This is a genomic window from Rhodococcus sp. IEGM 1366, assembly GCF_033142425.1.
GTDB classification, from domain to species: domain Bacteria; phylum Actinomycetota; class Actinomycetes; order Mycobacteriales; family Mycobacteriaceae; genus Rhodococcus_F; species Rhodococcus_F globerula.
The window spans coordinates 131,692-152,586 of sequence record NZ_JAWLRZ010000005.1; the positions used below are offsets into that span (position 1 = coordinate 131,692).

The window sequence follows — 20,895 nt, forward strand, 5'->3', positions numbered from 1 at the left end:
TATCACCGATCGGTCTGATTCACCCGGTAACCGTCGGTCGTCGCAATCACGTCGGCTACTTTCGCGCGGGGGCGCCCGCAGGAACGGTCACAGCCCGCCCAGTGCTGCCGGCCTTCGATCGGTAGTGAGCCCCGCTCGACGGCTTCGATGGCGTCCGCCCGGACATCGGCGAGCGACTTCTCGCATCCAGGGCTTCCGGTGCAGGCTGTGACGTCGAGCCACGGCGAATTCTCGTCGAAGATCAAGCCCATCGGAGCGAGAACTCGCACCACCTGCTCGGCTGCGCCTTCGTCGAGATCGAAGATCATGATCGAGCGCCACGGCGTCACGACCACGGGTTTTTCGATGGCGGCGAGGAATTCGGCGAGCCGTGCGTCCAGGAGTCCGAAGCGGAGTCCGCCGCCCAACGCGACGGTTCCGTCGCGTTGTTCGAGCCATCCGATCGACGGCCCCGCATCCGGGGCGAGGTCGACGGCACCGGCAAATTCCGCTGAAAGGCCCAGATGATCGATCGTTCGAGCGATTCCGTCGGGGACTTCAGCCAGTCGCCAGTGCTTGTCTCGAAGATTCAGGAACGCGTGCGCAGCGCCGAGGAGCAACGGCACAGCGTCGTCGACGTGGACGAGGTGGTTCGTGCGATGCCCTGCGAGGACGAGTGAGTGCTCGGATTCGCTGTGGGCGTGTAGTCCGAAATCGCCGTGCAGACCGCTGATGTCGCCGCGGCCGTCGTCGAGTGTGAACAGTGTTCGTCCTGGTAGCTGCGCCAACGCGGGGTCCGACTGCACCGCCGCGTCAAGAGTGCGAACCAGCTCACGCACATCGGCGACACCCCCGATTCGGCCGGACAGCGGCGACGCCAGAATGTTGCGAACCCGCTCATGCGTTGCGGAGGGGAGCAAACCAGCGGACGCGATCCGTTCGGCAAATACGTGGGGGTCCTTGACGGCTCGGAGTTGAATATTCCCACGTGAGGTGAGTTCCATCTGGCCGTTGCCCACGTCGCGGGCAGCCTCGGCCAACGTCAGCAACTGGTGTGGAGCCAAAGCGCCGCCGGGTAGGCGCACGCGCGCCAACGGGCCGTCTGCGGCCTGGTGGACCTGCAGCGCTCCAGGGCACGCGTCTGGCTGAGAACGGTCTGTGGACATGGTTCAAGGGTACGACCGTGTAGAGCACGGACCCGCGACCGGTAGCATCACGGTCAACCAGTGACAGCAGGTGAGGAAACCGGTGAGATTCCGGTGCGGTCGCGCCACTGTGAGTGTGTACAAGCGGAAGTGTTTCCGTTCGTAAACACGAGTCAGACCCTCAACTGCTGTCCATGAAAGATCTTTTTCACGGGGCGCGAAACCCCAGGAAGGTTTCACCTGTGATTCTTCTGCTCTCGACGTCCGACACCGATCTGCTGAGCGCTCGCGCAAGCCAGGACAACGGAGACGGCGTTTCGTATCGCTGGGCAAACCCCTCCAGGCTGCTGGTTTCCGAGGATCTACCCGGCTTGCTCGACGGCGTCGATCTTGTGATCGTGCGCATCCTCGGCAGCCGTCGGAGCTGGGAAGACGGTCTGGACATGGTCCTGGCCAGTGGCCTGCCCGTCGTGGTGCTCGGCGGCGAACACGCGCCTGATGCCGACCTCATGGAGTGCTCGACTGTCTCCCCGGGCGTTGCGGCTGAAGCGCACAATTACCTGGCCGAGGGCGGCGCAGACAACCTGGCGCAGCTGCACCACTTCCTGTCCGACACGGTGCTGCTCACCGGTCACGGCTTCGAGGCCCCGACGCGGCTGCCGTCGTGGGGAATCGCTGAATTTGCCCCCGACATCAGCGACAACAGTGGTCCCGTCATCGCGGTTCTCTACTACCGCGCCCAGCACCTCGCCGGGAATACCCGCTACGTCCAGGCGCTCTGCGACGCGATTGCCGATGCCGGCGGCACCGCTCTCCCGATCTACTGCGCCTCGCTGCGCAGCGCCGAAGCCGAATTGCTGACCACACTTCGCCGCGCCGACGCCATGGTCGTGACGGTTCTCGCAGCCGGCGGAACCAAGCCGGCCACCGCATCGGCGGGCGGCGACGACGAAGCCTGGGATGTGGCAGCGCTCGCCGCTTTGGACGTTCCGATCTTGCAGGGACTGTGCCTGACCAGCAGCCGCGCCACCTGGGATGCCAACGACGACGGATTGTCGCCGCTCGATGTCGCGACGCAGGTTGCGGTCCCCGAATTCGACGGACGCATCATCACGGTGCCGTTCTCGTTCAAGGAAATCGATTCCGACGGACTGTCCACGTACATGCCTGATCCGGAGCGCGCAGCCCGCGTGGCCGGCATCGCGGTGCGTCACGGCAAGTTGCGTCATATTCCGACGCCGGAGCGCCGTGTTGCGTTGATGCTGTCGGCGTACCCCACCAAGCACGCTCGCATCGGCAATGCCGTAGGCCTCGATACACCAGCCAGCGCGATCGACCTGCTCACCGAAATGCGTAGCGCTGGTTACGATCTCGGACCCATTGACGGACCGGACTCGGTTCCCGGGTTGGCCGCCAAGGATGGCGACGCGCTGATTCACGCGTTGATCGCCGCGGGCGGGCAGGATCCCGACTGGCTCACGGCCGAGCAGCTCGAGGGCAACCCGATCCGCATTTCGGCGGCGCGATACCGCGAGTGGTTCGCCACCCTGCCCGAAGATCTGCGCAGCGGCGTCGAAGAACACTGGGGCGAAGCGCCCGGCGAGCTGTACGTCGATCGGTCGCAGGACCCGGACGGCGAAATCGTCATCGCGGCACTGCGATTCAACAACATCGTGCTCATGGTCCAGCCGCCACGGGGATTCGGTGAAAAGCCCGTCGCGATCTACCACGATCCCGATCTGCCACCGAGCCACCACTACCTCGCCGCGTACCGCTGGATCGCTGCAACCCCGGACAACGGCGGATTTGGTGCCGACGCGGTTGTTCACCTGGGCAAGCACGGAAACCTCGAATGGCTGCCAGGCAAGACGCTCGGCATGTCCAGCAACTGCGGCACCGACGCCGCTCTCGGTGACCTGCCCCTCATCTACCCCTTCCTGGTCAACGACCCGGGTGAAGGAACACAGGCAAAGCGTCGTGCCCACGCGACGCTCGTCGATCACCTGATCCCACCGATGGCCCGCGCCGAAAGCTACGGCGACATTTCCCGCCTCGAACAACTACTCGACGAGCACTCCAACATCTCCGCGCTGGACCCGTCCAAGCTGCCGGCCATCCGCCAGCAGATCTGGACCCTGATGCGGGCCGCCAAGATGGACCACGACCTCGGACTTGCCGAGCGTCCGGAAGAAGACGTGTTCGACGACATGCTCCTGCACGTCGACGGCTGGCTGTGCGAGATCAAGGACGTCCAGATCCGCGACGGTCTGCACATTCTCGGCCGCGCACCCGAGGGCGACGCCGAGATCGAACTGGTCCTCGCAATGCTGAGGGCACGACAGATGTGGGGCGGCGAGCAGAGCGTCCCAGGTCTGCGCGAGGCTCTCGGACTCAGCGAAGACGGCGACGAATCACGTAATCGCGTCGACGACATCGAAGAAAAGGCGCACGCTCTGGTCCGCGCGATGTCGGACGCCGAGTGGAATCCAGCTGCCGCAGAAGGACTCAGCGACGACCCCACCGTCGTGAAGATCCTTCAGTTCGCCGCCACTGAAGTGGTTCCGCGGCTGCGACAGACGAACAACGAGATCAAGCAGGTCCTGCACGCGCTCGACGGCGGTTTCATCGCGGCCGGTCCGAGTGGCTCACCGCTGCGCGGATTGATCAACGTGCTCCCCACTGGTCGCAACTTCTACTCGGTCGATCCCAAAGCAGTTCCCTCGCGACTGGCGTGGGAGACCGGCCAGGCAATGGCGGAGTCTCTCGCCGCGCGCTACCTGGCCGATCACGGCGAGTACCCGCGCTCGGTGGGGCTGTCCGTGTGGGGTACCGCCGCCATGCGTACCTCAGGCGACGACATCGCAGAAGTGTTTGCACTCCTCGGTGTTCGCCCCGTCTGGGACGAAGCCAGCCGACGCGTCGTCAACCTCGAGGTCATCGACCTCGAAGAACTCGGCCGCCCGCGCATCGATGTCACAGTCCGCATCTCCGGCTTCTTCCGCGACGCGTTCCCGCACGTCCTGGCGCTCCTCGACGACGCTGTCCAGTTGGTCGCAGCGCTGGACGAAACGGATGAACAGAACTACATCCGCGCCCACGCCCAGGCAGACCTCGCCGAACACGGAGACGCGCGACGTGCAACCACGCGTATTTTCGGCTCCAAGCCCGGAACCTACGGCGCTGGTCTGCTGCAACTCATCGACTCCAAGACGTGGCGCGGCGACGACGACCTGGCCGATGTGTACACCACGTGGGGCGGCTTTGCGTACGGCCGCGGCCTCGACGGGATCCCCGCCGCCGACGACATGCGCAGCGCGTACCGTCGAATCAACGTGGCGGCCAAGAACACTGACACGCGCGAGCATGACATCGCGGATTCAGACGACTATTTCCAGTACCACGGCGGCATGGTCGCAACCGTGCGTGCGCTGACCGGGAAATCGCCCGAGGCATACATCGGCGACAGCACTCGCCCGGAATCGGTTCGCACACGGACACTTTCGGAGGAAACGGCGCGCGTGTTCCGCGCTCGCGTTGTCAATCCGCGGTGGCTCGACGCGATGCGCCGTCACGGTTACAAGGGTGCGTTCGAAATGGCAGCTACCGTCGACTACCTCTTCGGTTACGACGCCACCACCAATGTTGTTGCGGACTGGATGTACGAGAAGCTGGCCGAAACCTACGTCCTGGACGAGCAGAACCAGAAGTTCATGACGCAGTCCAATCCGTGGGCATTGCACGGTATCGCCGAACGACTTCTCGAAGCTGCTGAGCGCAAGATGTGGGAGCACCCGGAGCAGAAGACGCTCGACGGTTTGCGTCAGGTGTATCTCGAAACTGAAGGTGAGCTCGAAGGGGAGTAGTTACCCGAGTTTGTCGGTCCTTCGACCCATAATGGCGGAATGTCAGTTTGCACACGTTTCCGACGGGACGGCGTCCGCTGCACCAACCAGACCGAGTACGTCGACGGTTGGTGCCGCGCGGATGAGTGTGACGGATTTCTGCGGGCCGAGCAGTCTGGCGCGCCTGAATCGGTCGGTGTTCCACACGGCACGGCCAAACACATCCGCATGTCTCGAGACTTGCCGGTCGGCGACATCTCGGTCGAGGATGTCCACGACGTGCGGGTTACGGTGCGCGCCACGGACAGCTTTCGCTACCACCACGGCGGAGACGAGCGGGCAGCGGAGTTTCAACTGCGCAACATGCTCGAGGATTTCCTGCTGAAGTCTGCCCGCAGACCGTCGAGTGGCGGTTACCTGCGGCTCTCGCGCAACGGTTTCGACGTCGTGCTCTCGCCCGATCGAGGCACGATTACGGGATATTCGACGATTCACCGTGAGCGGACGTGGGAGCAGGTCAAGAGCGGGGTCAAGTCGCGTTTCTCGGGTCGTAGTCATGGCGGTCCGGGAGTGCCACGCCCGGAAATCGGTCCGCCGGTGTTGGCGGAGGACTTTGCCAACACCTTCGACCCGGCTTCCGTGCATCTGACGGTGCGGGTCCGTCAGGCGTTTGCGCGTATCCATGCGCTGACTTCCGACGTCGACACCACAATTCGGCAGTCCCTCGCGCAATGGGACCCGCGGACGCTGGTCAGCATCGATGAAGGGCTGTTCGAAATCCAGGCTGACAACAATTTCTGGCTGGTCTCACCTGATTGCCGTGTGCTGATCGGGGTCCGGGACCATCCGTTCAGCAGGTAGATCGCCTCAGCGCTTCGAGTTGATGATCTCCGCGATGTTTCGCTCGGCCAGAGCTGTGATGGTCAACGACGGATTGACCGTGCCTGTGCTTCCGGGGATCGCCGCTCCGTCCATGACGTACAGACCGTCGTACCCCTTGACCCGGCCGTAACCGTCGGTGGCTTTGCCCAAGACTGCGCCGCCGAGTGGATGCGCGGTGAACGAGCAGTTGACGTCCTGCGCAAACGGCAATGCCGACGGCAGCGTCGAACCTGCAAAGGCCATTTTGTTCTGCACAGCACGCAAGGCCTCGATCGTGGCCGCGCTGCCATTTCGCGGCCAGTTGAGAACAACACGGTCTGCGTGCGCGTCGAAGCTGAAATCGGCGCGCTGCGGATCGAGGGTCATACCCAGGCTGGCAAGCATGCCGATGTTCACCGGAACTCCTGCCGCATGCCAGTTCTCGAGAGACAGAGGCAGTCCCGTTTCGTCGACGATGCGCGACGCGGAAGGTGCTGCCTGCGCTGAGCCGTCGCTGAACCCGAAGGATCGCACCATCGCGCCGTCGCCGTTGGTGCCCCACCCTTTACCGATGTGTTCGTTGAGCTTCGGCAGGGCGCCGGTCGCCTGAGCGCGGACAAGCAGTTCGGACGTTCCGATCGACCCAGCGCCGAGAAAAAGACGATCGCACGTAATGGTGCGCCTGGTCAGCACGGCGCCGGTGGGATCACTCGATTCGACGTCGACAACGTATCGTCCGTCCTTCTCGCGGCCGATGCTCAACACCTGATGCCCGAAGCACACCGTGGTCTTGCCCGTGGCTTCAGCGGCAGGAATGTAGTTCTGAGTGAGATCGAATTTTGCTCCGTTGGAATTGCCCATGTTGGTGTCGCCCACGGTTGCGGACGGGCGGGAGCCGCCGCTCAGTTCGGAGCGAACGACGTCCCAGTTCCAGATGCCGTCGATGCGATGCGGATCGAAGCCGGCACGGCGGGCATCCTGATCCCACCGACGCGAATGTCCGAAGTTCGTCGTTCGGTAGAGATCCTCGGGCAGCGGGCTCAGGCGCAACATCTGGCGGACCTTGGGGTACCAGGTAGCGGACATCTCGTCGTAGTTCAACGAGTTGCCGAACACGGCGTCGAAGAATCTACGTTCGGGTGCGATCATCACGCCGGTGAAGATGACGGACCCGCCGCCGACTGCGGCTCCGCGCCATACCGACATGTTTTCGTAATCGGTGGCGTCGAGAACTCCACTGAAGTAATCGCACGCAACGGGAATCCCGGTGAGGTTGGTGAACGACGTCCGGCGAAACACGCCTCGGCCGTCAGCGAGCAGGTCCGAGGTATGGATTTCGCGATACGGATCATGAGGCCATCGAAGTCCCCGTTCCAATACCGTGACCTGAGTCCCGCTCTGCGCGAGTCGAAGCGCGGTGGCACTGGCACCGAATCCGGAGCCGATGACAATGGCTTCCGAATGCTGCTGGGGGACTGGTGAGGGGTCAAATAGTTCGGGAACGAGGTTGCGGTAGTGGTCCATGCCCATCGGGAGGGTGTGCCGCGGCGTCGCGTGGCTCACGGCAGTGGACGTCACCGTTGTCGTGGCGGCAACCGCTGCGCCAACACCGGCCGCCTTCAAGAAACTTCGACGCTGCATGATGAAAAGCTCAACTCCCGATACCTCGAAGACATAGGTAACGACAGAATAGCTCGAGTGAGAATTCGGTTGGGGATCATGCATAGCTTGGAGCCCCTAAAGTGCGGCAATCCGGACATATTGATTGATCGCGGAACGGTGTCTGAAATGCCGGCCGCGTGATAACCACGATTCGCACCTATCCTCGACAGGTGACCCCAGACTTCAAGCGAGTGACAGAATCCAAGTACGTCCTGCTCACCACATTCCGTAAAGACGGCACACCCGTCGCAACGCCGCTATGGGCTGCCCTCGACGGTGAGCGGTTGCTGGTGTGGACGGTGACCGATTCCTACAAGGTGAAGCGGATCAGGCGGAACCCGTCCGTGACCGTTGCAGTGTGCGATGCTCGCGGAAACCCCAAGGGTGACCCGGTCGCCGCGAAGGCAGAAATCCTCGACGGGCCTGGAACCGATCATGCCCGCGATGCGATTGCTCGTCGCTACGGAATCATCGGCTGGCTCACCATGAAGGGCAGTCTCCTCCGTCGCGGCAAGACCGGAACTGTCGGAATCGCGATTTCCGAAACATAGTCGGGTGTCTATTCGATGAATAGTGTTTGTGGACAACATGATTGGATGAACTGATCAGTCGAGCTGACGACTAACGTGCCGCAGTGTAGCGAATGTGGAGATCCATTCCTAGCCATCGAATGGTGTGGCTCGGGTCGATACGCTGGACATGTCGGTGTGTGCGACGCACCAGCACAGACGCACCATCACAATGGGTGCTCGCCCTCATCGGCATGTCCAGATCTTCGATCTGACGGAGTTTCCCATGACGCTCACCAATCAATCACATTCCAAGGGTTCGTCCGCAGAATCTGATGTCGCGCCTATCGTGGCTCAGCTTCGGGAAGCGTATGCAGGTGGCCGGACCCGTAAAGCAGACTGGCGCAAAGGCCAGATCGGGGGAATCGAACGATTTCTCGACGAACGCGAGCAGGAGATAGCGGCGGCTCTTGCGGAAGATCTCGGACGCAGTGAGATGGAGGCGTGGCTCGCTGACGTCGCACTCGTCAAGGCAGAGGCGACCTACGCGCGAAAACGTCTGCGCTGGTGGATGCGTCGGCGACCACAACCGCTCCCGCTGAACCAACTGCCGGCAGTCGGCTGGGTCCAGTACGAGCCGCGCGGTGTCGTGCTCGTGATCGGAGCCTGGAACTATCCCGTCTATCTCACTCTCGTCCCACTTGTTGCAGCACTTGCTGCGGGCAACGTAGTCATCGTCAAACCGTCGGAAGGGGCTCCTGCGACGTCCGCACTGCTGGCTCATTGGCTGCCGCGGTACGTCGATCCAGAGGCCGTTGTGGTTGTCGAAGGCGATGCACAAGTGACGCAGGAACTATTGTCCCAAGGCCCTGACAAGGTGTTGTTCACGGGCGGTACCGAGATCGGGCGCAAGATCCTGGCAAGAGCGGCGCCGGACTTGACGCCGGTACTGCTCGAACTTGGTGGCAAGAGCCCGGTCGTCGTCGCTGCCGACGCCGAAATGGATGTCGTAGCCAGACGCGTTGCGTGGGCGAAGTTGTTCAACTCGGGACAGACATGCCTTGCGCCCGACTACGTGCTCGCGGAACGGTCGATCCACGAACAATTGGTGCGTCGCATCATCGACACTCTCACGCAGTTTCGCGCCGATCAGCAGGGCCAGGGATTGCAGATCGTCAACGAGCGGCAGTTCGACAGGCTCGCCGCAAGCCTGGCCGACACTTCCGGGCGGATCGTGTTCGGGGGTGGATCGAATCGTGATGCCCTCACGATAGAACCGACGGTGATCACCGACCCCGATCCTGACGACGCAGTGATGCAGGAGGAGATCTTCGGGCCGATTCTTCCTGTGCTCGCCGTGGATTCGATCGACGAGGCGATCACGTTCGTCAACGCGCGACCCAAACCACTTGCTGCGTATTACTTCACGAGTTCGCGAACCGTGGCGACAAAGCTGGTCAATGCGATCAGTTCTGGTGGGGCAGTGGTGAATCATGTGACCGTGCACGCGATGGTGCCGCAATTGCCGTTCGGTGGTGTCGGTGACAGCGGGATGGGCGCCTACCACGGAAAGTGGGGCTTTGAAGCGTTCAGTCATCGTAAGTCTGTGCTGGTCAAGCCATTCAAGCCTGATCTGAAGTTCGTCTATCCTCCGTATTCCGCGCGTTCCGTGAAGATCATGCGCAGAGTGTTCTGAATCCTCGACTTCGGCAATCGATTTCGATGTCGGCAGGAGAAGTGATGATCGATGGCACCGATGACATAGTTCTTGTCCATCCGTCGGGAAACGAAGTGCGTACCGCAGTAGAGGCGTTCCAGCACACCGCGCGGATGCACCCCGACAAAGTCGCGTTGCGGACTCCTGGCGGACATCAGGAGGTGACCTGGCGTGAATACGCGCGGCGTGTCGAGGCCATCGCCAGTGGACTGGCCGAACTAGGCGTTCGGCGCGGCGACACCGTCGGGCTCATGCTCACCAACCGGCCGGAATTCAATCTCGTGGATACTGCAATCACGCATCTAGGAGCTATTCCGTTTTCGGTGTACAACACCAGCGCGCCAGAACAACTCCAATTTCTGTTTACCGATGCGGGCAACAAGGTGGTCGTCACCGAGCAGGTGTTCCTGTCGCCGATCGCAGCATCTCGCGTGACATTCGAGCACATCGTCACCGTGGACGGCCCGGCGGATGGAGCACTCGAGTTGGCGGAGATCGAATCGAATCCAGCCGCGAACTTCGATTTCGAGGCGTCGTGGCGAGCGGTGACACCGGACGATTTGGTGACCCTTGTCTACACCTCGGGTACCACCGGTCCCCCTAAAGGTGTGGAGGTCACGCAGCGCAACGCAATCGCTGCCGCCAGGGCGATAGCCGGCTTCGACCTCGGATTCGAGGACCGGGCTATCTCGTACCTGCCGTCGGCGCACATTGCGGATCGGATTTCCACGCACGGCGCCAACCAGATCTTTGGTGTGCAAATCACGGCGGTCGGAGATCTGCGCGACTTGATGTCCGCGCTGTCCGATGTCCGGCCGACCATGTTCGTCGGTGTCCCACGGGTCTGGATGAAGATCAAGGCCGGAATTGAGGCAAAGCTGGCAGCGGAAACAAACCCGATCACGTCCAAGTTGGCGGCGTGGTCTTTCGCTGTGGGTGCGCGAGCGGCGAGAGCGACTCTGAACGGGACACCACGGGGGCGGGCGTTGCAACTGCAATACCGGGTCGCCGACACCTTGGTGTTTTCGAAGGTGCGGACCGCGTTGGGGTTCGATCAGCTCAGGTTGGCTTTCACAGGCGCAGCGGCTATTCCTGTCGAGATCCTCGAGTACTTCACCGGCTTGGGTATCCCGTTGCTCGAGATCTGGGGGATGTCGGAAACTATCGGCCTCGGTGCGATGACCACGGCCGACAATCTGAAGATCGGGACAGTGGGTAAACCCGTCACGGGCGTCGAAATCAGACTCGCAGCTGACGGTGAAGTTCTGGTACGAGGACCGATCGTGATGCGCGGATACCGCAATCAGCCCGAGAAGACCGCTGAAACAATCGATTCGGACGGCTGGATGGCGACTGGCGATATCGGAAAGTGCGATGACAACGGCAACCTGACCATCGTCGACCGCAAGAAAGAACTCATCGTCAATTCGTCGGGAAAGAACCTGGCGCCCAACAATATCGAGAATGCTGTCAAGGCATCCTCGTCGTTGATCGCTCAAGTTGTCGCGATCGGTAACAACCAGAGGTATGTCACCGCGCTGGTGACGCTGGATCCGGACGTCACTGATCTGCGAGCAGAGGCCCTAGGGGTGCCCGGAGCGCAACTCGCGGATTTGGCAGCACACCCGAAGATCGTGGAAGAGGCAACACTGGCAGTCAGGGCTGGAAACGCAAAACTATCCAGAGTTGAACAGGTGAAACGCTTTTCGATTATTCCATCGGCGTGGGTTCCAGGCGGTGATGAACTGACGCCGACGATGAAGTTGCGGCGCACACCGATCGCGAGTAAGTATGCCGACACGATCAAAGCGCTCTACGCAGAACGCAGGTATGACGGTGTCATCAACGTGGGTTGATCACATCTTGGCCGATCGGGCCATAGCGAAGGAGTAGAGACCGTAGGTGATGATGCCAAGTCCCGCGGCCACCAGGAGTGCGACTCCGTAAGGTTGGGCGCCGAGGGTTTTCAGGGCACCGTCGAGGCCGGAGGACTTATCGGGGGCCGATTGGATCACCGCAACGATCACAAGCACACCCACTGCCGCAATGGCCAATCCCTTGGCGATATACCCAACCGTGCCGAGGCGTCGAACCAGATCACTGGTGGGCCCATCGAGGTCGTCGAGGAAGTTCTGGCTGGCTCCCTTGTACACGTGGTAACCGCCGATCGCGACAATGACCAGAGCACCGACAACGAGTGCGACCGAACCGACACCGGATTGCATCAGACGCGCGGTGATCCCGGTGCTCTGGCTGCTGCTGGATTTGCCGATTCCGCGTGCAAAACCCCACGAGGTGAACGCAAATGCAAAGTAGACCGCGGCCAGGGAGAACGCCTTGATTCGATCGAATATCCGCGACAATTTCTTGTTGGCATCGGGCCTGGACGAACTGCCGAGTACACCTTCAACCACCCGCCACAGGCCCATAGCTGCAAATACGACGACGCCGATCCAGAGCGCCAAGCCGCCACCCGGCTTGTTCGCCAGTTCTGTCATCGCCCCGGACTGGTCTGCGGTTCCGCCGCCGCCCCCGAGAGCGAGGCGGATGGCGATGTAGCCGATGATCAGGTGAACGATGCCGCTCCCGACGAAGCCTGCTCGGGCAATACGCTCGAAGATGCTGTTCTGGGCGACTTGGCCGGCGGTAGAGGACGAGTTGTTGTATCCCGTCGACGCGGAATTTGGATCGTCCGGGTTGGTGTGAGGCATGTTGGATCTCCAGTTACTGGGCGGAAACGGTTACGGACGATCCTGGTAATACTATGTGACTGCTGCCGTCGATCGAAAGTTCGATCGGTGCAGCATCTTTCGTCTCCGACGATACGGTCACTGAAGAATGTGTGCATTGGATCTGCAATCGATGGCCACGGTAGTAGATCGTGAAGGCAAGTTCGCTCAGTTCGATCGGCAATTGCGGATGCAACCACACGACATCGTCACGGAAGTCGAGGCCGGTGTAACAGCGTTCGAGAATATCGATCGCGCCCGCCATCGCAGCGAGGTGAATGCCCTCTCGCGTACGGCCATGCTGGGAGTCCGAGAGATCCGACGCGAGCGCGCTGCGAAGCATGTCCCATGATTGCGAACGATTACCGCGGACGAGCACCCAGGTGTGCGCGATTCGGCTGAGAGTCGATCCGTGCGTGGTGCGGGACAGATAGTAATCGATCATGGACGGAATCGACGACGGATCGAAGTGGTAACCCAACCGTGTGATCAGATCGGTCAGTTCCTCCGCGGAAAATACATACAGCAGCATGAGTAAGTCTGCTTGCTTGGATGCCTTGTAGTGGACGGTCGAGTCGCCTTCAGCTTCGAGAATGAGATCGAGCCGACCGATATCGAGGTACCGGGATCGGTAGTCTGCCCAATCCAGTTCTTTGAGGGTATCGAAACCCTCGAATTGCGCGAGCAGGCCATTCGGAAGGAAGGTGAGGCGCAGACGACGACTCATCTTGTCCCAGGCCGCCAACTCGGATTCTGTGACCTCGAGGTCTTCGGTGATGGATCGGCTTGTGCGGCCGAGAATCTCGACGGCGTCGAGCGCTCGCATCAGTGACCACTCCGTCATGATGTTGACGTACGTATTGTTGTCGATGCCTTCGCCAGGGCGACCTGGATAGCCGTCATGAAATTCGTCCGGGCCCATGATGCCCCGGACGTCGTATCGGTCATCGGTGGCGTCGTAGTCAGCCCGGCTGATCCAAAAGCGCGCATTTTCGACTAGAAGTTCGACCGCGTGATTCCTGAGAAATTCGAGGTCGGTGGTTGTTTGCCAGTAGTGCCATACGTTGTATGCGACGGCGAGGTTCACGTGATGCTGACGTCGGGAATTGTCGGGCATCCAGCGCTTGGATCGCGGATTGAACAGTGCAGTCGGCGTTTCCTCGCGCCCATCGCTACCGCTCTGCCAGGGGAACAGTGCGCCATCGTGTCCTGTCTTTCCGGCATTGCTCTTTGCCTGTCGAAGTCGGCGACTTCGATACAGCAGCAATGATCGTGTCAATTCGGGTAGGCGCAGAGTAAGGATTGGCGTGACAAACAATTCGTCCCAGAACACGTGCCCGCGATAGGCCTCGCCGTGTAGTCCTCGCGCCGGAACGCCCACGTCGAGATCGATGGTGTGCGCGGACAGGGTCTGCAGTGCGTGAACGAGCTGGACGTTGGCGGCCAAAGATGTTGTGACATCGGAGCCCAGAGTGATGGCAAATTTGTGCCACAGAAGCTCCCACGCGATGCAATGCCGGCGGAACAATTCGCGGTGATCGGCCGCATCGATTGCGTGTTCCCGTGCAGCATGTTCGGGTTCCGCTATTGCGTGGTCACGAGATGTGAAGAGCGACATGGTTTTTTCGAAAACTACGGGCTGACCCGATGTTGCCGTGTATGTGACCAACTGTGCGACGGAATTTTCGCTGACGTCCACGCGCCGTGTGTGTTGCGGCGTCGACCCGTCATCGAACCGGACTCTCAACCGTTCACACTGCGACACACGGATATGTGAGGTCGACGTTTCGACTGTCGTCGAAACACGTTCGTGATCAACCGCTTCTGCGGAAATGACGGTGAGGTGGTGATTCGCCAGTAAGGAATATTCCGGGACGTTGTTGTTGGACACGGCTGCATTGATTCCTGAGCGCACATGGACAGTGCCGTCCCAGTTTTCGGGGATGATCGTCGTGCAGATTGCTGCGAGGTGGGGATCGTCCATCGATACGAATCGTTGTTGACGAATTCTGGTGACTCGGCCGGTGATGTCGCGGAAAGTCGTCTCACGCCGAACCGTCCCGCAGCGTAGATCGAGTTCTTCATGGTGATGATCGATCAGATGGGACCCGCTCCCAAGCCACTGGCCGTCGGGTCCGGCCACGGTGAATACCGTCCAATCCGGAATATTGACGGCACTTTCGTCGTCGCGAGACCTACCCGCTGCCTCCGAAGTCAATCTGTTGTAGCACCCGGCGATGTATGTGCCGGGGTAGTGCACGCCGTCGTCATGTGATTCCGGGAGCGCTCCGCGGGTGGCGAAATAGCCGTTCCCCTGTGTCAACAGTGTTTCCCGCAGCCCAGCGGTGTCGGGGCTGAGGCCGCGGTATTCGAGGGACCAGGACGGGTCGGCGCCGTCGGTACATAGTTCGCACGCAGCATCGTCGTTGTCGCCCTCTGCCGAGGCAGAGGTGACGAAGTGGTAATCGATTTCGCTGACGTCGGACACCACGAAGTCGGCTCCGCTGCCGATCAGGTCGGCAACGTTCTCCGCCGGGCCCAGTCCGATACTGAGGCCGAAGCCGCCGGAATTGGCAGCGCGGATTCCGGCGGTCGCGTCCTCGATGACAACACACTCAGATGGTGGGACTGACAGGCGCGCTGCAGCTTCCAGATAGGTGTCGGGGTTCGGTTTCCCTGCAAGGCCGCGCTTTGCGGCGTCGATGCCGTCACAGCGGATATCGAAGAGGTTTGCCAGGTGGGCGCTGTCGAGTACGAACTTCGCGTTTCTGCTTGCCGAGACAATCGCTGTGTGGACGCCGGCCGACCGCAACTGCTGAATCCACCGGACCGTGGGAACGATCACTTCGACACGATGTCGACCAAGCTCTTCGAGGAAGTACGTATTCTTGCGCCCGAGAAGGTCGGTGATGGTAACCGCATTCGGGGAGCCTTCCGAATTTTCCAGCGGGAGAACCACATCGCGCGACGTGAGATACGACTGCAGGCCCTGAGCTCGCGCTTTGCCGTCGATATATCGTCGGTAGTCGTTGTCGCTGAGTTCCACATCGCCGACCTCGCCTCGCTCGGTCAGGTAGTGGAAAAGTCGCCGCCAGGCCGCGAGATGAACTTTCGCGGTGTCGGTGACCACACCGTCCATGTCGAACAAGACGGCTCGGAAGACCTTGCCGTCGATGACGATCGACGCCCGAAGAGTTTCATCTGCCCGCCAAATCGTCATGGCAGTGGCGCTGGTGATCTGGGCGATTGGATCGAGGTAGGGAGGGCTTCGCTCGCGTCGAAACTAGAAGTGCCTACGTGGATTACCAATCTCGCTCCCTTCGGAAATGCGGCTCCCTTCACGGTATCGGATATTCCGGAGAGAGTGTCGATGCGCAGCATGCCATCGCGTGTTGGTGTGCAAAATATTTCGCCACGCGGGTTCCGATAACTTTTCCGAAGATTAGCTTGAATTTTTTCACCAGCATTTCAGGTGGGATTAATATGCGCATTACAGTCGGTTGAGCAGGCTGTATACGCGAAATTAACCCATGTCTTGCTGATTGTCGTATTTTCGACTCTTCGGTGGAGATGCTGTGCGCGATGACAAAACATGATCTACATTCGGTGTTGCAAGGATTGATTCAACCTCACCACGGAAGGGAAGATTGAAATGGGTAGTTTGGAAGATTTCGATATCTCGGCAGTGCTGCAAAAGTTGATCGCATTCGTGGATTCATTCTCATCGGACTCGCCGGAGACCGTGGAATAATGTAAGTGACGACAGGTGCTGCGTACGCCCTATTAAGGTGCGTACGCAGCACCAACTGTCGTTTGCGGAACGTGCAGCGCCGGCCATGTATTCGACTCTGATTGAATACGAAATCTATTTATTCATCAAATTATCTGCATCCCGGAATGCAGTCCCGTTCTATTCCTTGTCCGCATAGTGTTAAAGCGGGGCGAGCTCCTGATGGGTTGAGATGGCGAGCCGATTCCAAGTGTTGATCGCTGAGATTGCCATCAAGAGGCGAATGATCTGATTCTCGGAGTATGACGCCTTCACTCGCGCCCAGACTGCATCCGAAACGCCGCCTTTCCCGATGAGCGTCACTTCTTCCGTCAATTCCAAGACGGCCTGCTCGGCGTCGCTGAACCACGACGACGCTTCTCTCCAGGCCGCTAATACGTCCAGCCGGCGTTGATCCTCGCCGTCTTTTCGGGATTCGGTTGTGTGCATGTCCAGACAGTAGGCGCAGCCGTTGATCTGCGAGGCACGGATTTTCAGGAGATGGAGTGTTTTCGATTCGAGGTCGCCGGCGTGGACATATTTCTCGATGGCCAGCATGCCTTTGTACGCCTCGGGGTCTATGGCGGTGACAGACAGTCGTTGGGTGGCGTGGGGCCGACTTTCGATGGTGCTCACGTGGTCCTCCTTTTGCGTCTGCTGGGGGAGCGAGCCGTGATCGCTCCGAGTTCCACGGTGATCGCTCCGAGTTCCACGTTAGTGACGAGGAATTGCTTTTTACACCGCTGGCGCTCGAGTGGTGTGTCCTGTTTCGGCACCGTGCGCATCGTCGTATGCCAGAGTCGCCAGATGAGCGAAGCGGTGGGCCCTGAGGCTTGGTGGACTGTGCTCGTCGGGATCACATCGCTGCTCGTTGCCGGCGCTTGTGGTGTTGCCCTGTGGAGTGCTGTGCCACTCGCTTCGTACGTGTACTTCGCGCTCGCCATGGCCGTGCTCGCTGCCCTGGGTGCAGTGTGGTTGATACTCAGCCTGATTGGGTGGTTCAAATTTCGAGCCTTGCGCTGGAGTTTGATTGCGCCGGCGCTCGTTCTCCTCACATGTGCACTTGTAGCGCTGTCGGTGCCGTCGCGAATTGCGTTCATGGCGTCGAAGGACTCACTGGCTGCCGAGGCCCAGGAATGCTCGACGTCGTCGACTGACCGTCGAATAAGTGTGTATCAGGTCAGGCGGATCGAGTCAGTTGAGCACGGGTGTCTGTTCTTCATCGAAGGCGGGCTGATCAATTCGATCGGTCTGGCGTACCTGCCGGGCGGGGCGCCGTATCTCGGCGTTCCCAGACATGACGGCGACATCGGCTACCAGGAATTCGACGGTGATTGGTACACGTTCGTGCAAGTGTTCTAGGTGCCTGTCAGGCGATCAGTGCCGTGGCAAGATCCCGATATTCTGCCGCTGGGAAGGAAGTCGGGTCTGCAGTGAGCACTTGGATTGCTACTTCGTCGGCGCCCGCTTCGTAGTGCGCTTCGATGCCGGCACAGACACGTTCGAGGTCACCCCACGGAATCAGCGTGTCCATCAGAGCGTCGCTACCTCCGTCCAACAAATCCTTGTCGGTGTACCCCAGACGGCGGAGGTTGTCCGAGTAGTTCGGCAACGACAGGTAGCCGCGCATGTATTCGCGGGCGATCCCGCGGGCAATGGTTTCGTCCTCTTCAAGGACTACGGCAACTTCAGGTGCGAGCAGTGGCTCGGCTCCGAGAATCTCGCGGGCAAGCGCTGTGTGTTCTGGCGGGACAAAGTAGGGGTGTGCTCCGGCCGATCTGGCAGCCGACAGCTTCAGCATGCGAGGGCCGAGGGCTGCCAGGACTCGGCGATTGGCGGGGACCGGTACAGGTGCGGCGTCCAAAGCGTCCAGGTACTGGACCATGTGGGTGTAAGGCTTGGTGTAGGTGTGCTGCGCCTTCGCATCGACGATCGGTGCGTGGCTGGTTCCTACTCCCAGGAGAAAGCGGCCAGGGTAGTCGCGCTCGAGGGCGCTGACGGCTTGGGCGGTTTCGGTGGGGTCAGCATGCCAGATGCTGACAATGCCGCTGGCGACACCGATTCGCGTTGTCGCAGATAGCACTTCGCCGTACACGGCAGGCAGGCCTTCTCCGAAACCGCCTGACGTCCACAACCGCGTGTAACCCAACTCGTCGAGTTCGCGAGCTGCGTCGAGTGCTGCCTCGCGATGTTGCGGACTCAGCCAGAGCGCGCCACCCCATGCACTTACTTGTCGTGTCATAACGTGAGCCTAGCTATTGATCCACCTGAGGGTGATGAATCACCACGTTCAGTGTTGGGTCGGAGACGAGAGTTCCTTGGCGGTAGAGGACCGTCCAATCACGTTCGCGCCGTTGCCAAATAGTTGCCCTGCGGGTGAGCTTGGTGTCTTGCTGGAGTGTATTAGGTCAGTAGATAGGTAGCCGGGGCGATCTCGAGTAGGTGGAACTCTCTGGTGGCGGACACTGTCCTTGCAGCCTTGGTATTCCCAACTCGCCTTGCAGCAGTTTCGCAACACAGTGAACCGGCGTTTGATATCGAGAAGCTCGTTGACCTCGTTGTCGGCCCTCAGTCCAGACGATAGCGATGCCCATCCGCGTATTCCCCACGCCGTCTATCCGGTCGACTACGGGATACCTTGCCGGCACAAACGGCGGCGACGGTGACGGCATCGACGTATTTGTCGGCACCGACACCGGCGCAGCGCCGGGTCCGAGTCCAGCATCCAGGCCGTCACCGTTGGATACAGCTTTCCGGCGCGATACGAAAGTACAGATCACCCGGTCGACCGCCGCGTGGCAATTGTGCTCGCGCAGGCGGGATCATCCGCGCGTATGCATAATCGGCGAGCGAACTCGGCGACGTCACGACCTACTATGGGGCTGATACGCCTCTCTCACAGCAGAGAGAAGAAGCAGCTCGATTCCGAACTGATCGCCGGTAGGGCGAGCGGTCTGGGTGCTGCGTTGAGGTCTGACGTGTACAGCGACGGAACAACATAGAGCGGTATCAGTTCGCGCAAGCCGAACCGCGATCGAATCTGCATGCGCTCATTCTTTCCAGACGCCATCGGTGGCTTTGATCTCGCGGATCATCGAAGGTCCGCCTGTGGGCCAGGTCTGGATGAGGTAGTCCTCGGTGGGGGTGTCGACGTCGAGGTCCCAGTGCGATGCTCGTCCACGGGTGGCGATGCGGAAGTGCCGAGCACCTCGGTGGGAGGTGAGCTTCCCGAATTCTTCGACGATCTCGTTTGCCAAGGTGATGAAAAGCATGGGTTCGCGGCACACGACGGTGACTTCTTCGATGTTGTCCCATGCGTCGAGATCGATATAAGGTCCACCGTTTTCGAAAATGTGGTCTTCACCGGACAACAGTTCAAGTGTGACATTAACGGGACCGTAGGCGATTCCGGTGTGAACGGAGATGAGGTGGTTGCCGGCGTCGAAAACCTGGCCGGTGGTGTATGTGTCGGTGGGATCGGCGTCGGCCGCCGAGATGAGAAACGTGTGGTGCTCGACCTCTATCAATCCTGTGATCGTCATTGGTTGATTAGAGCAGTTGGCCCTGCGCGCGTCGTGACTGCGGCAAGAAATCGTAGGGTTGTCATTGCTGTCTGGGACTTGAGTGCCCGTCGGCCCTGGCACACTCGCAGTAATAGTTGGCCAGGTTCCTGGTCCTCACGGTTAGGGAGCTGAGGTCGATGATGAGAGTTCGCAGAAATTACGGTTGGCTTCGATCGAGCAAATCAAGAGTCATCGTTGTTGCGGCTCTTACCATGTTCTTCGTCGCGGCTTGTAGCAGCCCTGAACCCGAACATGACGTGGCGACAGAAATCATTGCCTTTGCAGATGGCGACGGTTCGATTTACACGATGAAGCCGGACGGGAGCGGCCTTCGCCAGCTCACCACCACCATCACTGACGACAACTACTCTGAATACGCGTCCGACCCTGCTGTCGCTCCGGATGGAAGCAAGATTGCTTACACCCGCGGATCTGGGATCGCGGTGATGAACGTCGACGGAACCGAGCAGACGACCGTGACCGACCGCGGCGGTTCCCCCAATTTCTCGCCGGATGGTTCGAAAATCGTATTCGGCTGCGTCGGCGGGATTTGCCTGATCAATGCTGACGGTTCCGATCGGCAACAACTCTCACCGGAGGTGAATGACGATCGCAGCATCCCGAGTAGGTCTTTTCCTTCGTTCTCCCCGGACGGAACGAAGATCATCTTCAACGAAAACGGCTACATCGCAGGGTTTTCGGCTGACGGCACCGGATGGTTCCAGGTGCTGCGTGACCAGTACTGGAACTCCGATCCCGCCTATTCGCCGGATGGGTCGACCATCGTCTTCTCAAGCAACCGTGGCGGGAAGAACCAATCCGAGACATATGTGATGACAGCCGACGGTAAGGACATTCGCGCACTTACGACGGAACATGATGTCGGAGCCGTGTATTCGCCAGACGGCTCGAAGATCGTCTACACGCACGGGGTAGCTGAACCTCGCACCCTGGTGGGTATCTGGGTCATGAACCCAGACGGCAGCGAACCACGGCTGTTGACCTCGAAATCGCTGATCGCTCAAGCCCCCAGTTGGGGCGGATATGCGTAACGACAACCTTTTGGGGTAATTGTCGCAATTTTTCGGGAATAGGCCTGGCCGCAAACAAATGTGTGGT

At 60.4% G+C, this 20,895-nt stretch carries 15 protein-coding genes and 1 riboswitch; of the genes, 7 read left to right on the forward strand and 8 right to left on the reverse strand.

Going from position 1 to position 20,895, the window contains the following annotated elements:
• Positions 1 to 2: 2 nt before the first annotated feature.
• Positions 3 to 1,145, reverse strand: a complete 1,143-nt coding sequence (cobG, locus tag R4P64_RS16320; protein WP_317821746.1) for a precorrin-3B synthase — start codon at positions 1,143 to 1,145, stop codon at positions 3 to 5.
• 74 nt (positions 1,146 to 1,219) lie between these two features.
• Positions 1,220 to 1,303: riboswitch (cobalamin riboswitch) on the forward strand.
• A 63-nt stretch (positions 1,304 to 1,366) separates the two neighbouring features.
• On the opposite strand from cobG, the gene cobN reads away from it, so the two are divergent.
• Together cobN and R4P64_RS16330 are read left to right on the forward strand one after the other, a co-directional pair.
• Positions 1,367 to 4,987, forward strand: coding sequence for a cobaltochelatase subunit CobN (gene cobN / locus R4P64_RS16325; RefSeq protein ID WP_317821747.1), 3,621 nt, complete (start codon positions 1,367 to 1,369; stop codon positions 4,985 to 4,987).
• Between the two features lie 39 nt (positions 4,988 to 5,026).
• On the forward strand, positions 5,027 to 5,827 hold the full coding sequence (locus tag R4P64_RS16330; RefSeq protein ID WP_141485652.1) for a hypothetical protein: 801 nt from the start codon (positions 5,027 to 5,029) through the stop codon (positions 5,825 to 5,827).
• A 6-nt stretch (positions 5,828 to 5,833) separates the two neighbouring features.
• Here R4P64_RS16330 and R4P64_RS16335 read toward each other — a convergent pair whose 3' ends face one another.
• Positions 5,834 to 7,468: a GMC oxidoreductase gene (locus R4P64_RS16335; RefSeq protein ID WP_317821748.1), complete on the reverse strand. Its 1,635-nt coding sequence runs from the start codon at positions 7,466 to 7,468 to the stop codon at positions 5,834 to 5,836.
• 191 nt (positions 7,469 to 7,659) lie between these two features.
• Here R4P64_RS16335 and R4P64_RS16340 point away from each other — a divergent pair, with 191 nt between their 5' ends.
• The 3 genes from R4P64_RS16340 to R4P64_RS16350 all read left to right on the forward strand — a co-directional run bounded on the left by R4P64_RS16340 (position 7,660) and on the right by R4P64_RS16350 (position 11,571).
• Positions 7,660 to 8,040, forward strand: coding sequence for a PPOX class F420-dependent oxidoreductase (locus R4P64_RS16340; protein WP_092807777.1), 381 nt, complete (start codon positions 7,660 to 7,662; stop codon positions 8,038 to 8,040).
• Positions 8,041 to 8,284: 244 nt separating this feature from the next.
• Positions 8,285 to 9,694 (forward strand): aldehyde dehydrogenase family protein, encoded by a 1,410-nt coding sequence (locus tag R4P64_RS16345; RefSeq protein WP_317821749.1) that lies wholly within the window; start codon positions 8,285 to 8,287, stop codon positions 9,692 to 9,694.
• 47 nt (positions 9,695 to 9,741) lie between these two features.
• Positions 9,742 to 11,571: an AMP-dependent synthetase/ligase gene (locus R4P64_RS16350; RefSeq protein WP_411742686.1), complete on the forward strand. Its 1,830-nt coding sequence runs from the start codon at positions 9,742 to 9,744 to the stop codon at positions 11,569 to 11,571.
• Here R4P64_RS16350 and R4P64_RS16355 read toward each other — a convergent pair whose 3' ends face one another.
• The 3 genes from R4P64_RS16355 to R4P64_RS16365 all read right to left on the reverse strand — a co-directional run bounded on the left by R4P64_RS16355 (position 11,572) and on the right by R4P64_RS16365 (position 16,849).
• Positions 11,572 to 12,426, reverse strand: a complete 855-nt coding sequence (locus R4P64_RS16355) for a DUF1206 domain-containing protein (RefSeq protein ID WP_116103364.1) — start codon at positions 12,424 to 12,426, stop codon at positions 11,572 to 11,574.
• Positions 12,427 to 12,439: 13 nt separating this feature from the next.
• The gene (locus R4P64_RS16360) at positions 12,440 to 15,664 is read right to left on the reverse strand and encodes an HAD-IA family hydrolase (RefSeq protein ID WP_317821751.1); all 3,225 of its coding nucleotides are present in this window, start codon (positions 15,662 to 15,664) and stop codon (positions 12,440 to 12,442) included.
• Positions 15,665 to 16,375: 711 nt separating this feature from the next.
• On the reverse strand, positions 16,376 to 16,849 hold the full coding sequence (locus R4P64_RS16365; RefSeq protein WP_317821752.1) for a carboxymuconolactone decarboxylase family protein: 474 nt from the start codon (positions 16,847 to 16,849) through the stop codon (positions 16,376 to 16,378).
• A gap of 171 nt (positions 16,850 to 17,020) precedes the next feature.
• Here R4P64_RS16365 and R4P64_RS16370 point away from each other — a divergent pair, with 171 nt between their 5' ends.
• Positions 17,021 to 17,575, forward strand: coding sequence for a hypothetical protein (locus R4P64_RS16370; protein ID WP_317821754.1), 555 nt, complete (start codon positions 17,021 to 17,023; stop codon positions 17,573 to 17,575).
• 7 nt (positions 17,576 to 17,582) lie between these two features.
• Here the strand turns inward: R4P64_RS16370 and R4P64_RS16375 are convergent, their stop codons facing one another.
• The 3 genes from R4P64_RS16375 to R4P64_RS16385 form a co-directional block, all read right to left on the reverse strand.
• Complete coding sequence (locus tag R4P64_RS16375; RefSeq protein ID WP_317821756.1) at positions 17,583 to 18,455, reverse strand: TIGR03620 family F420-dependent LLM class oxidoreductase; 873 nt, start codon at positions 18,453 to 18,455, stop codon at positions 17,583 to 17,585.
• A gap of 654 nt (positions 18,456 to 19,109) precedes the next feature.
• The gene (locus R4P64_RS16380; protein WP_179300728.1) at positions 19,110 to 19,259 is read right to left on the reverse strand and encodes a hypothetical protein; all 150 of its coding nucleotides are present in this window, start codon (positions 19,257 to 19,259) and stop codon (positions 19,110 to 19,112) included.
• A gap of 4 nt (positions 19,260 to 19,263) precedes the next feature.
• On the reverse strand, positions 19,264 to 19,755 hold the full coding sequence (locus tag R4P64_RS16385; protein ID WP_095886341.1) for a hypothetical protein: 492 nt from the start codon (positions 19,753 to 19,755) through the stop codon (positions 19,264 to 19,266).
• 278 nt (positions 19,756 to 20,033) lie between these two features.
• On the opposite strand from R4P64_RS16385, the gene R4P64_RS16390 reads away from it, so the two are divergent.
• The gene (locus R4P64_RS16390; protein ID WP_045067809.1) at positions 20,034 to 20,828 is read left to right on the forward strand and encodes a PD40 domain-containing protein; all 795 of its coding nucleotides are present in this window, start codon (positions 20,034 to 20,036) and stop codon (positions 20,826 to 20,828) included.
• Positions 20,829 to 20,895: the final 67 nt, after the last annotated feature.